Source organism: Pseudomonas sp. Q1, from assembly GCF_009935975.1.
Classification (GTDB): Bacteria; Pseudomonadota; Gammaproteobacteria; order Pseudomonadales; family Pseudomonadaceae; genus Aquipseudomonas; species Aquipseudomonas palleroniana.
The window spans coordinates 70,338-82,262 of the sequence record NZ_QODI01000018.1; the positions used below are offsets into that span (position 1 = coordinate 70,338).

12 protein-coding genes and 1 pseudogene are annotated in these 11,925 nt (G+C 57.1%); 5 read left to right on the plus strand and 8 right to left on the minus strand.

What is annotated here, in order from left to right:
* Positions 1-136: 136 nt before the first annotated feature.
* The 4 genes from DK870_RS24860 to DK870_RS24875 form a co-directional block, all read right to left on the minus strand.
* A complete protein-coding gene (locus tag DK870_RS24860; protein WP_161549963.1) occupies positions 137-778 on the minus strand; it encodes a hypothetical protein in 642 nt (213 codons plus the stop codon).
* Entirely contained in the window at positions 775-1,581 is an 807-nt protein-coding gene (locus DK870_RS24865) for a DUF4276 family protein (RefSeq protein WP_161549965.1), read from the minus strand. The genes DK870_RS24860 and DK870_RS24865 overlap by 4 nt, the downstream gene beginning before the upstream one ends.
* A gap of 351 nt (positions 1,582-1,932) precedes the next feature.
* Positions 1,933-3,267 (minus strand): hypothetical protein, encoded by a 1,335-nt coding sequence (locus DK870_RS24870; RefSeq protein ID WP_161549967.1) that lies wholly within the window; start codon positions 3,265-3,267, stop codon positions 1,933-1,935.
* Positions 3,268-3,365: 98 nt separating this feature from the next.
* Positions 3,366-3,872: a hypothetical protein gene (locus tag DK870_RS24875; protein WP_145977765.1), complete on the minus strand. Its 507-nt coding sequence runs from the start codon at positions 3,870-3,872 to the stop codon at positions 3,366-3,368.
* A 246-nt stretch (positions 3,873-4,118) separates the two neighbouring features.
* Here DK870_RS24875 and DK870_RS24880 point away from each other — a divergent pair, with 246 nt between their 5' ends.
* Positions 4,119-4,529, plus strand: coding sequence for a hypothetical protein (locus DK870_RS24880; RefSeq protein WP_060755823.1), 411 nt, complete (start codon positions 4,119-4,121; stop codon positions 4,527-4,529).
* A gap of 79 nt (positions 4,530-4,608) precedes the next feature.
* Here the strand turns inward: DK870_RS24880 and cynS are convergent, their stop codons facing one another.
* Positions 4,609-5,079 (minus strand): cyanase, encoded by a 471-nt coding sequence (gene cynS / locus DK870_RS24885; protein WP_060755824.1) that lies wholly within the window; start codon positions 5,077-5,079, stop codon positions 4,609-4,611.
* A gap of 29 nt (positions 5,080-5,108) precedes the next feature.
* Entirely contained in the window at positions 5,109-5,750 is a 642-nt protein-coding gene (locus tag DK870_RS24890) for a carbonic anhydrase (protein WP_060755825.1), read from the minus strand.
* A 111-nt stretch (positions 5,751-5,861) separates the two neighbouring features.
* On the opposite strand from DK870_RS24890, the gene cynR reads away from it, so the two are divergent.
* From cynR to DK870_RS24905, 3 genes are all read left to right on the plus strand, one after another.
* Positions 5,862-6,755 carry a transcriptional regulator CynR gene (gene cynR, locus DK870_RS24895; RefSeq protein WP_161549969.1) on the plus strand — a complete coding sequence of 298 codons (894 nt, stop codon included), beginning with the start codon at positions 5,862-5,864 and terminating at the stop codon, positions 6,753-6,755.
* Between the two features lie 142 nt (positions 6,756-6,897).
* Positions 6,898-8,325, plus strand: coding sequence for an MFS transporter (locus DK870_RS24900; RefSeq protein ID WP_161549971.1), 1,428 nt, complete (start codon positions 6,898-6,900; stop codon positions 8,323-8,325).
* Positions 8,326-8,423: 98 nt separating this feature from the next.
* Positions 8,424-9,812, plus strand: a complete 1,389-nt coding sequence (locus DK870_RS24905; RefSeq protein ID WP_161549973.1) for a PLP-dependent aminotransferase family protein — start codon at positions 8,424-8,426, stop codon at positions 9,810-9,812.
* Here the strand turns inward: DK870_RS24905 and panB are convergent.
* Positions 9,800-10,614, minus strand: a pseudogene (gene panB / locus DK870_RS24910) (3-methyl-2-oxobutanoate hydroxymethyltransferase). The gene DK870_RS24905 and the pseudogene panB sit on opposite strands and share 13 nt — an antisense overlap.
* 151 nt (positions 10,615-10,765) lie before the next feature.
* Between panB and DK870_RS24915 the strand changes: the two are divergent.
* On the plus strand, positions 10,766-10,933 hold the full coding sequence (locus tag DK870_RS24915) for a DUF2986 domain-containing protein (RefSeq protein WP_090369737.1): 168 nt from the start codon (positions 10,766-10,768) through the stop codon (positions 10,931-10,933).
* Positions 10,934-10,937: 4 nt separating this feature from the next.
* Here the strand turns inward: DK870_RS24915 and DK870_RS24920 are convergent, their stop codons facing one another.
* A complete protein-coding gene (locus DK870_RS24920) occupies positions 10,938-11,924 on the minus strand; it encodes a helix-turn-helix domain-containing protein (RefSeq protein WP_161549975.1) in 987 nt (328 codons plus the stop codon).
* Position 11,925: the final 1 nt, after the last annotated feature.

Sequence of the window (11,925 nt, forward strand, 5' to 3'; positions counted from 1 at the left end):
CAACTAAAACCTAGTAAAATATTACTAACGAAGCTCTAGACGACAAGACGCTCCAAAACTCACTCTAAAGCCTTAGACACCACCCAGACCATATGCGAAATACTACGTTGGACCGGGCGACTTTACACTTAAGCTTCTAGAACTCTATGAACGCTGCTGGAGCGTCGTTATGTTTAATCGGCTGCTGGTTTTGAGGTAGCCATATACAAAGGCAAGTCCATATTTGGCGACAACAGGAATATAGAGACATTGCTTCATCATCTTCCCCTGCGCCAGCCATATCTAGCTTTTCCTCTGCAGCCAAGCAGACATCTCGGATGGTGTTTAATATATTCGTCACACTAGCATCATCAATACCCCTTTCAAAATTAGATTTCACTGAAAATAATATTTCAGCATAAATATTGATATATCTTTCTCTATCATCTGGTGCTGTGATTGCCGCATCATAGCCCCACCAATACACATTCTGTTTGGCTAGTGACTCACCGAGTCCTTTGGCGGATAAACACGCCCACGCAAACACTTTAAAACCATTAAGCGCATGTCCATCAGCTTCAAAAATCGCTTTATCACCTACACTATCAATGATTGCGGACTCCGAGCCATGACTCATGGAGAAGATGGTACGTTTTTTACCGTTTAACTGCTCATGAAGTTTAATGCGTAAAGCATCTCGGTCAAAAAGCCTTATATCTGTCTCAATCACTATTTTACTCGCCACAGCCAAATTAGCTTTGGTTTGTCGATCGCTATTCGTGACAAAAAAAATAGTCATTTCTTCGCTTTCCTCGACATAAGATCTCGAGCAACCCGAAGCAATTCAGTTATATACTGCTTTCCAATATCGGTACCCTCACCAATATTCTTTGCCAAATCCGCCGCACTATAAGTTTCACCAGAAAGCGTTTTCCACGCCACACTATCCCCAGGTATTTCCCGTAATAAAGTTGAAAAAATCTCTCGATTCAAATTTGACGAAATCGACTTATAAGGCAAGCTTGAAGGCATATTCAACACATCATATATCCCAGCGAGAAAATTTCGTAAAGATGGGGATCTAGCTGCAGCTGTAAAAATATTAATCTCCTGTAGAAAACTATAATCATTGGTATATTTTGTAATGCGCAATAACTTACTTGCTAAATATTTAGGATATGGAATAGACTCAGGCAGCGGCATTCGTTTAATTACATTTGAAGCCGTCTCACCCCTGGCAATTTTTGCAGCAATTTTCTCATCGGCAAATAGCCAAGCCTCAATGGTAGGAACAGCACAAAACACAGGTATCTGGGGATTTCCTAGCTGGCGTTCTGCTTCAGCCCTTGAGTCGGGCACGCTTGGTTCATCAGCATCTATCAGCGCTATATATTTCTTATGTGAATTATTTTTAAGGCTTTTGATTCTCTCAATTAGCTCCATCTTCCCATTGCAAATAACGATACTCGGAAAGGGTTTCAACGCCAGCACTGATAAGATATTTTTGACGATCTCGGCGTCTGTTCTCCCCTCTACAAATATAGTCAGGGACAAGCCGTTTTCAGACTCCTTGTCGCGATGGAAATTTACTCGTTTTTGCATGACCGTTCCTTGGGTTCCAATTAGCCTTCGAGAGAATCACTAAGACTATAGTATGTCAAGCAGACGGCAAAAGTATCCTCAGGTCGTGTGGCCGCGAGTCACTTCGTCAAGGAGTTTATCGCTAGTTGATAGATGTCCCCTGAACCCCACCGAGTTACCTCAGTCCACAAATTGCCGACCGCACGACCAAGTCCCACCATGAGACAACTCGCTTTATTTCCCCCAGCTTGCACCTTGTACCGCAGGCGACTCAACTCGGCGTCACTAGAGAATTGCGACACGTTGACAAGACTTACCTATGGGTGGCTTTATCTCGTGTGCACAAATAATGTCACTCAGCCATCCTGACTCTCAGGGCTTGATGTTTCTCAATATCGTGAATAAATGACCAGGCCAGATCCAGCGCTGGGTGGGCTGATCGCGGGTCTCTGCGAGGGCATCCAAAATCGTGCGATTAGCCGCGTCGGTGGCAGGTACACCCAAGGTTGAGGGTGGCGGCGTTTTCTCGCCAGGGGAGTCCGACGGCGTGCTCAATCTGCCAGTGGCCGAGTCGATCGCATAACCGCAAACCTTGCCATATTCGGTGAGGCTCCAGACACCGTTGATGACGACGGCGACTGATTTGTCGGGCGGCAGCCTTATGGCCTTGTTTGTGGTACGAACGGCATAGTCTTCGAAGCTGATTTTTTTGAAGGTGGCGAACTCGCTGCCAAGGGGCGGTTGATCATCGCCTTCATTGGAGAATTTGTTCACCATTCGCTCCAGGAACGGTATGCCGCCAAGGTTGGTGAACGCCCCGTGGTCCGGATGCAGGATGTACCGCAAAAAACCCTGATCGATACGGGTGCTGTTGATCGCCGAACCGTTCAGGATGCGAGAGGCGATCTGCGCCTCCTCTTTCTTGAAATCGAACGTGACCCGGTAGCCGTCGGCGTCATAACCATTATTGCCACCCCCTAGCTGACGACCGTCGTTGTAATAGCGATAGGTACTGAGGATCGAGGCTAAATAGGTGACATAAGTCAGGTCCGCGCCTTCCGCATGGGCATATGCATACATGTCCGCGATCAGGTTTCGATCATCGAGGTTCAAGAAGTCGGCGGGATTCATATGGCTGTTGTCCCGTGTAGCAGATGGCTTGGCAACAGGTGGTTCACTGCCACCAAACAGGCGAGCAATCATGAAGTCGCGCCCATTAAAAGCTGTTGGGTTCGAGATGGGAGCAGACGCTCGCTGTGTTGACTGCAACTCTTCCCATGCCGCGCGTCGCTCATTGATGGTGAAAGAACCACCCTCGTCATGGGCAATCAAGCTAAGTTGCTCACGCACGAGGCCTTTAAAGGGATTGCTGTCGACTCCATTGACGAAACCTGTCGCTTGACGGGCTCGTGCCAGAAGCTGCGGGTCATGGGTATTGGGCATCTCGGTATCGTGTACTGTTTTACTGGCGAAGTAGTTATCGCCGGTAATCAGATCGAGAGGATTGTTGCTCTTCTGAACGGCACGTGTTGCGGCTTCGTTTAATTGATGAGCAAGCGCTGAGACGGTGCTGGTAGAAGCAAATCGACTAGCAGCAGAATCCACTTGGCCTTCATCAGGCATCACAGCGGATAAAGTAGCAGCGTCAGCTACACCGCTGGCCACACGACTGCCAGGTGTCCAGGCGTAGGGATTGATAGTATTCATGGGTATTCACCCTGCACATTGTTTTATACAGAAACACCATAATCTCCAACATGGAAAATAGCCCTCAGACAAATCAGCCTGAGCGTACTTTACCCCTATTAGTTCCTATACCGGAATGTCACCAAATCGACACCCGCCGGATGATTTAACGGAGGCGTGCCACCCAAGACAGAATGCTTTATTTTGACGCGAGAACCATTGCCGAAAGCCTGATCATTAAATTTTGACAGCGTTCCAGAAGAGTTCGGATATATGCGTTCACAATCCTCCTGGGAGCTATAAGGGCGTGAGTAGCATAGATGTACATCCTCTTGAATGCTTTGAGGGTAGTAGGTTGTCTTCCATTGAATCTCTAATAATTGCTTGGGGTCAGCAAATGTACCGGCAGGTATATCAGCGGAAAGAATATTAAACAGCGAGAACCCAACAGCGGGGTCGATATTCGAGTTGGACAGCACAAGTACGGAACCGGGCGCCATGGTTTTAGAGATAGACCATTCCGACGCAAAAGCCTCTTCACTGACCGAAACGGCTAAAACACCCAGCAAAGCAAATACAGGTCTGCGCCCACTCATCCACCGCCACCAAACAACTGAGTTATCCATAATCATCACCCTAGCGACAAATAGTTATTATCCAAGGACTCCAATCAATCCAGCCGTATGAATCACACCATTACCCTTGCACGTTTTATCAACCCAAGTAACCCCACAACTTCCTAAAAACACGAAGTCCTCATCTGTAATACCTGAAAGTAAGACCTCGTCAGCAACTTCCTAGTCCCGCACAGCCTCTACACAACCCGCCCATTTCAAGTCATGATGTGCCCCCCATTTCAAGGACGTTAAATAATGAAAGTTTCCCTCGCCGCCTGGGTACTGGTGCTTTTACCCGGTGTGGCCTGCGCGCTCCCCGTCCTGAAAGACACCACGCTCTACACCGACACCGCCCACGACTGCCAAGACGTCGATCTCACCACCTGGCAGCATCCGACCCGTGCGTTGCTGGAGAAAAACCATTTTCAGCTTGAACGCATCCAGCTCTGCAACGATGGGCACTATCCGGTTTTCCATGTGCAAGCGCCCTACGACCCGCGCGGCCAGACCAAGGATTTTTACCTGCCGTTGTATGAACGCATGCGCAAGGCCAACGGCAAATGGCCGTTCGCCCTGGTGGATAACAGCGATGCGGTAGTGGTGTATGTGAGCTACCCCAAAGACGATGGGATTTCCCTGAATTACGAGGGCTTCGAAGCGCCGTAGTCATTCGGAGCCCGAGACCTGCTGGATTTTGCTGCAACGTGAACCGGCGCCTCACGGCGCCGTTTTTTTTATCTCGCGATCAGAACGGTTTGGTCGGCAGGTATTTGCCATCCAGAGTGATCACGGCGCGGGAGCCGCCGTCCGGATCATCGACCTTTTTGACGTCCAGCTTGAAGTTGATGGCGCTGATGATGCCGTCGCCAAACTTCTCGTGAACCAGCGCCTTGAGCGTGGTGCCGTAGACCTGAATCATTTCGTAGAAGCGGTAGATCGTCGGGTCGGTGGGAATGCCGTTGCCGAGGCTGCCGCGCAACGGAATCGTTTGCAGCAGGGCGACCGCGTCCGCGTCCAGGCCCAGGGTGTCGGCCACCTTTTGCGCGGCGTCCGCCGGCAGTGGGTGCTGGCCTAGCAAGGCGGCGGTAACGAAGGCTTCATGCAGGCCGGTGCCTTCGGCAATCTGGGCGAACGACAGGTCTTTGCGGGCCTTGGCCAACAGGATGACGTCGGTCAGGGCAAGGCGGGTGTTCTGGCTGATTTGCGACTGGATCATGGTTTATCTCCGTGGGTAAACATCAGGGGTTAGTGCGAAACGGCCCGCACGCTCGGGTTGTCGGCGAGGGCGACGAATTTGCCGGTACGGTTGTCGAAGGCTTGGATGCCGCCGCTTTCGATGTCGTAGACCCAGCCATGCAGGGTCACCCGCCTCTCTTCAAGGGCAAGGCGAACCGAAGGGTGAGTCTGGATATTGGCCAATTGCGCGATCACGTTTTCACGCACCATGGCGGCGACTTTCGCGGGCACATCGACATGCTGGCGGGCCTCGTTGACCACCCGGCCAGAATCGGCGTAACGCAACCAGCCGGCTACGGCGGGCATGTGGTCCAGGCACGTGCAGGTGGCGATGGCGGTCATCGCACCGCAATCGGAATGCCCACAGATCACGATATCGCTGACTTGCAGGGCAGCCACCGCGTATTCCACCGAGGCCGACACACCTCCGGGCTCCGGGCCGTAGGACGGCACGATATTGCCGGCGTTGCGGATCACGAACAGGTCGCCTGGCTCGCGCTGCGTGACCAACTCAGGCACCAGGCGGCTGTCGGAGCAGGAGATGAACAGCGCTCGCGGGCTCTGCTGGTTGGCGAGGTCTTTGAACAAGCCGGCGCGCTCGGGGAAGGCATGGCGTTGAAACTTCAGGAAACCTTCGATGATGTCTTGCATGGGTGACTCCGTGGGTTCGCGATGCGATGGAGCAGAGGTTACGCAGCAGTCTAAATAAGGTAAAAGTCTCAAATATTATCCAGAGCATTAGATAATCTTATGAAATCAAACATGCTGGCACGGCACATCCAGTACTTTTTGGCCGTGGCACAACACGCAGGCTTTACCAAAGCGGCCGAGGCCTTGCATGTCTCGCAACCGGCGCTCTCACAGCAAATACGGCAGTTGGAGGAAAGCCTCGGCGCGCAATTATTCGATCGCTCGGGTCGCAAGACACGCCTGACCGATGCCGGCGAGGTTTACCAGCGTTACGCATTGAGGGCCGCGCAGGAGCTGCAGCAAGGTCAGCGTGCGATTCATGACGTAGGCGATTTGAGCCGAGGGTCGCTACGGATCGCGTTCACGCCCACTTTCACCACTTACCTTGTCGGGCCGCTGATGGAAGCTTTCCACCGCCGCTATCCGAACATCACCTTGAGCCTGCATGAGGTCGCCCAGGAAGCGCTGGAACGCCAGCTACTGGCCGACGAGCTGGACGTGGGGATCGCCTTTGATGAGGTGCACGCGCAGGACATCGAGGCCACCCCACTGCTGGTTGAAACCCTGGCGCTGGTGGTCGGCTGTCAGCATCCGCTGGCCGGGGAACGGACTATCGGCCTGCCGGCGCTGAACGCCGAATCCCTGATTTTGTTGAGCCAAGCGTTCGCTACCCGCGAGCAAATCGACCGCTACTTCAACCAACACGGCATTCGCCCACGCGTGGTGATGGAGGCCAACGTCATCGGCGCGCTGATTGAGGGGGTGCGCAGGACGACCCTGTCGACCCTGTTACCCGCCGCCATTGCGCGGGCGCATCCGGGCTTGATCGCAATTGAACTGGGGCCACAGCGCCTGCAACGCACGGCCGTGTTGATGCAGCGTAAAGGGGTGTACCCGTCAGCGGCGGCGCGGGCGTTCAGGGAGGTCGCCGAGGAAGTCGCGTCAGCGCTGGAGGCAAGCCGTTGAGCCTTCGATGGAACGCGGGCAGAGGTCACCTGTGATGAATATTCCAAGCCATTTCTTGACAAAATAAATCGCCGCATCGCAATATTCAAAGCTATTACTTGGCAAATCAAACCAAGCCCGACAGCACAACAAGGAATAGTCGATGCAAACCCATGACAGCAGTTGGGGCGAATTGCTGCGCGGCAAGAACGCCGCTCGTTCCATCGCCCTCTCCGGCGGCATAGCGCTCTATGCCACCAACACTTACATCGCCACCACTATCTTGCCGTCGGTGGTCGCTGAAATCGGCGGGTTGGCGCTCTATGCATGGAGCACCACGCTGTACGTGGTGGCCTCGATCCTCGGTTCCGCCCTCACCTCCAAGCTGTTGCAACACACCGGCCCACGGCTGGCCTATACCGTCGCCACGCTGATCTTCATGGTCGGCGTGTTGATCTGCGCGCTGGCGCCGAGCATGCCGGTGATGCTCGCAGGGCGTTTGATCCAGGGGCTGGGCGGCGGGATGTTGCTGGCCCTGTGTTATTCGATGATCCAATTGGTGTTCGAAGAACGCCTGTGGCCCCGGGCAATGGCCTTGGTGTCGGGCATGTGGGGCGTCGCAACGCTGGTAGGCCCGGCCGTGGGGGGCGTGTTCGCCGAACTGGACGCCTGGCGCTACGCCTTCGGCGCCATGGTGCCGGTGAGCCTCGCCTACATAGTGCTCACTCACCGTGCGCTGCCACCCCGTGACAGCGCCACGGACAGCGCCAGCCGCTTGCCTGTGCCGCAACTGGTGCTGCTGGCCGCTGCGGTGCTGGCGGTGTGTGCGGGCAGCGTCTCGTCGCTGCCGAGCTGGAACCTGCTGGGCATCGCGGCCTGTGCCGGGCTGGTATTTCTGCTGATCCGCCACGAGTCCAGCGCCTCGATCCGCCTGTTGCCCAGGGACGCATTGAAGTTCAACACCCCGCTTTGTGCGCTCTATGCGACCATCTGCCTGCTGGTGATCGGCATGAGCAGCGAAATTTTCATGCCGTACTTTCTGCAGCACCTGCACGGCCAGTCGCCGCTGTATGCCGGTTATATGGCGGCACTGATGGCCGTCGGCTGGACCGTCTCGGAAATCCTCAGTTCCGGCTGGACAGGCCGCAGCGCACAACGCGCCATCCTCGCCGGGCCGCTGTTTATCGTGGGCGGACTGGTGCTGCTGGCAATCACCACCCCCGTGGCCAGCCTGGGCGAATGGGCACGGCTGGCGCCCATCTGCCTCGGAATGTTTCTGGTAGGTTTCGGCATTGGCCTGGGTTGGCCGCACCTGCTGACGCGAATCCTGCAAGTGGCGTCGGAGCAGGATAAAGACACGGCTGCTGCGTCGATTACCACTCTGCAACTGTTCGCCATGGCCATGGGCGCGGCACTGGCGGGCGTGATCTCCAACGTGGCGGGCATCAATGATGCGACCGGCAATGCCGGCATCGCCAATGCGGCACAATGGCTGTTCGCGCTGTTTACCCTGGCGCCGGTATTGGCTTGGGTGATGGCACGGCGCGCAACCCGAGCGCAGGCCAGCACCGGCGGGTTAACGGTGTCTTGAGCGTGGATTTCCGTATGGCATCGCCTTGCAGGATACTGGGCCGGACCAACCCCTGATGGGCGCGCCTCATCATTAGCGGTCGAACGCTTCGAGTGATCATGGAAAAAACCCAGCACAGCTCTTTTGCCTATCAAGCCGTGTATCGCTACCTCGTCGAGTTGATCGAGGCGGCCCCTGTGCACACCGAGCAAAAACTGCCGTCGCTGCGCCAACTGGCGCGGCGCCTGGGAGTGTCGGTGTCGACCACCAAGTACGCGTATGCGCTGCTTGAAGATGAGGGGCGGGTCGAAGCCAGAGCCAAGTTCGGTTACTTCATCAAAGCCCTCCCCGGCGGCACGTTGGCCCCCCGCCCTTCCAACCTGCTCGATCAGGTATTCGCCAACGCACGGCAACCGGGAATGCTGGCGCTGAGTAGCGATGCACCCGCCCTGCTGCTGTCTCTGGAAAACCCACTGTGGATGATCGAGCGCGAGTTGGCGCGGCAGTATCCGCGCTCGCTTGCGCCCCTGTACCTGCCATTCGGCGAGCCCGAATTGCGTGCCGCATTGGCCGCGCGCTACACCCACTCCACCGACCGCTACTGGCAAGCCGATGAGGTGTATATCGGCGCAGACCTGCACAGCGTGCTGGCCATTGCCCTCAATGCCCTGAACCTGGCGGGCACGGTAGCGCTGGTGGAGTCGCCCTGCTCGTGGGCGGTGTTGCGTCAACTGGAAGCGGCGAAGGTGCGTGTGATCGAGTTGCACCTCGACGCCGACGGGCGTTTCGACCTGGCGGCGCTCAGTGGCTTGCTCCAGCAAGAGCCGATTCGATTGGCGGTGTTCTCGTCGACCGTGAATATTCCCCAGGGCGGCCTGATGCCGGCGCAGGACAAGCAGCAGATCTGCCGTTGGCTGGCGGAACGGGATATCTGGCTGTTCGAGAACGACACCTACGGCGAGCTGTGTTTTGCTGCACACCCTGCGCGCTATCGCGACTTTGCCGACCCCAGCAGACTGCTGGTGTTCTCCACCTTCGACAAAGTGATCGGCTCCGAAGCGCCCTACGGGTACGTGCTATGCAGCGAGCAGCGGCCGGCGTTACAGCGGTTGTTTCTGGAGCGCGGGTTTCGCCTTTCGCCAATCCGTCAGAGAGCCATCGCCAAGCTGTTGACCTCCAAACGCGTCGACGCCCATTTAAAAGCACTTCGCGCGCAGCTATTGACGCGGATGAACCAACTCAAAGCCCTGCTGGAGGTCCACGATCTGTGGCACGTTCAAGTGCCCCAAGGCGGCGCGAGTTTCTGGTTGCAGGCCAGGCGCCCGGTGCAGATGCGGCGGGTGTTCGAACCCTTGCTGGCCCGGCGCATCGTCATCGCCCCAGGTGAATTGTTCAGCCAGCATGGCGCCTGGCAGCAGCATCTGCGCCTGAGTTTTACCCTCGACTGGAACAAGGATATCGCCCAGGCGGTACACCAACTGGCCGAGGCGATCCGTCAAACCCCGTAGCAGTGACGCGCTTCGGGAAAGCGGCCATGGCGTACGTCGTCGGCAAAGCGGGCGCAGGCATCGCGAATCACTTCACTGACATCCGCATACTGTTTGACGAAGCGCGGCAGGTGCCCACCGCCCAGGCCCAGCACATCTTCGGTGACCAGTACCTGGCCGTCGCACGCCGGCGACGCGCCAATGCCGATGGTGGGCATGCTTGAATCCAGGGTGATCTGGCGCGCCACGCCCTCGGCCACACCTTCCAGCAACAGGCTGAAGGCGCCCGCCTCGAGGTTGGCGCGGGCGTCCTCGGCAATCACCGCACCGGTTTGCGCCGTGAGGCCCTGGGCCTTGAAGCCGCCCATCACATTGACGAACTGCGGCATCAACCCCACATGGGCCATTACCGGAATCCCTCGCGCCACCAGAAATTCCACCGTCCCCGCCAGCGCCTGATTGGCCTCCAGCTTGACCGCATCGCAGCCCGTGCGCGCCAGCACCTGGGCACAATTGCGGAAGGCCTGCTCGAAGGACTCCTGATAACTGCCAAAGGGCATGTCGGCAATCACGCAGGCCAGCTGCGTGCTGTCGACCACGGCGCGGGTATGCCCGATGGTTTCTTCCAATTGCATGCTCAAGGTCGAGGCGCGGCCATAACCGACCATTGCGGTGGAGTCGCCGACCAGAATGAAGTCTACCCAGGGGTCGATCAGTGGGCGATGGCGCTGGAGTATGCGGTCAATGAGACGATTTTCTGCTGGCCCTTCATCGCCACCAGTTGCGGGACCGTCATGCGTTTTGTGCGGGTGTGGGTGCTCATCAGGATCTTCCGTTTACGCTGGATACCCGACCTGATTATTGGCAAAAGGACTCGCGGTTCAATGTACAGATCGACGCTAAAAAGCGACTCAGGTAACGGGCCGTTTTTTTAAACTGATATCATCCAGGTCTGTACAACCCAGGTAAAAGACATGAATCGCCAAAAGAAACTCCAGCAGCTCTTCAAGGCCAAGGCCAAAAAGGCCAGTGCCAAATTGGCGCCGAAAAGCAAAGACAAATACATCAGCAAAGCCGACCGCGCGAAACTGGCGGCTGAAGCGGCTCAAGAGCCGGCCACGCCCGCCGACACGTCCTGCTGAACCATCAGCCGGCATCAACCAGAAGGCGCAGGCTGGAAGGCGTGCCGGCTTCGTATTTGCTCCAGATGCGCCGCAGGTGGCGCGCCGAACCAAAGCCTGCGCGCTCAGCGACCGTTTCAATACCCAGGGCCGATTCGGCCAACAGTTCACGGGCCACCGCCAGTCGCAGCCGATGCAGGTAGTCGAGCGGGCTGCTACCGACGTGCTCGTGGAACAGCCGCGCCAGGTGGCGGCTGCTGGTGTAGGCCAACGCCGCCATACGCGTGACGGTCCAGGCCTCACAGGGGGCGGCAGCGATGGCGTCCTGCACCCGATGCACGGCCGGATGCAGATGATTGCGCCCGGCTATCCAGGGCGACAATTGCGGGTCGGCGCCACTGCGGCGCATATACACCACCATGTCCCGAGCGACCGTGCAGGCCAGGCGTGGGCCGGCCAGCTCGGCAAGCAGGTGCAGCATCAGGTCGATCCCCGCAGTGACGCCGGCGCTGCAACTCACAGGACCGTCGGTGACGTAAAGCCGGTTTTCCAACACCCGGGCCTTGGGCGCCACGGCCTGCAATGTGGCGCACAGCGCGTGGTGCGTGGTGCACTGGCGCCCATCCAGCAATCCGGCCCTGGCGGCACTCAACGCTCCCGCACAGACGCATACCAGCCGCTCGCCCGAAGGCGCGTACACCTTTTGCAGCCACTGGGTCAGCGCGTTACTGGCCGCCTCGAAAGCCTGTTGGCGTGCCAGGCTCACCTTCGACGTGGAGCCCACCAACACCACCAGGGTGCCAGGTGCCAGGACCGCTGGAAGGGGCGCCAAGCCGGCCAGCGGCAAACCGATGGAGGTTTGCAGGGACTCCACCGGGCTGACGTACTGCAGGTCGAAATCGATGGCAGCCGGGTCCTCGACCTGAGCCGCCAGGCGCAGCACTTCGGCGGGGCCTGCCAGGTCGAGCATCAGCACATTGGGCAGCAACACGAACAGCACCGGCACGCTCACG

Coding starts and splice junctions, on each gene's coding strand:
- DK870_RS24905 (WP_161549973.1), top strand. CDS start 8,424: ATGGAAAAAACCCAGCACAGCTCTTTTGCCTATCAAGCCGTGTATCGC.
- DK870_RS24860 (WP_161549963.1), bottom strand. CDS start 778: ATGACTATTTTTTTTGTCACGAATAGCGATCGACAAACCAAAGCTAAT.
- DK870_RS24890 (WP_060755825.1), bottom strand. CDS start 5,750: ATGCAAGACATCATCGAAGGTTTCCTGAAGTTTCAACGCCATGCCTTC.
- DK870_RS24865 (WP_161549965.1), bottom strand. CDS start 1,581: ATGCAAAAACGAGTAAATTTCCATCGCGACAAGGAGTCTGAAAACGGC.
- cynR (WP_161549969.1), top strand. CDS start 5,862: ATGCTGGCACGGCACATCCAGTACTTTTTGGCCGTGGCACAACACGCA.
- DK870_RS24875 (WP_145977765.1), bottom strand. CDS start 3,872: ATGGATAACTCAGTTGTTTGGTGGCGGTGGATGAGTGGGCGCAGACCT.
- cynS (WP_060755824.1), bottom strand. CDS start 5,079: ATGATCCAGTCGCAAATCAGCCAGAACACCCGCCTTGCCCTGACCGAC.
- DK870_RS24870 (WP_161549967.1), bottom strand. CDS start 3,267: ATGAATACTATCAATCCCTACGCCTGGACACCTGGCAGTCGTGTGGCC.
- DK870_RS24880 (WP_060755823.1), top strand. CDS start 4,119: ATGAAAGTTTCCCTCGCCGCCTGGGTACTGGTGCTTTTACCCGGTGTG.
- DK870_RS24900 (WP_161549971.1), top strand. CDS start 6,898: ATGCAAACCCATGACAGCAGTTGGGGCGAATTGCTGCGCGGCAAGAAC.
- DK870_RS24915 (WP_090369737.1), top strand. CDS start 10,766: ATGAATCGCCAAAAGAAACTCCAGCAGCTCTTCAAGGCCAAGGCCAAA.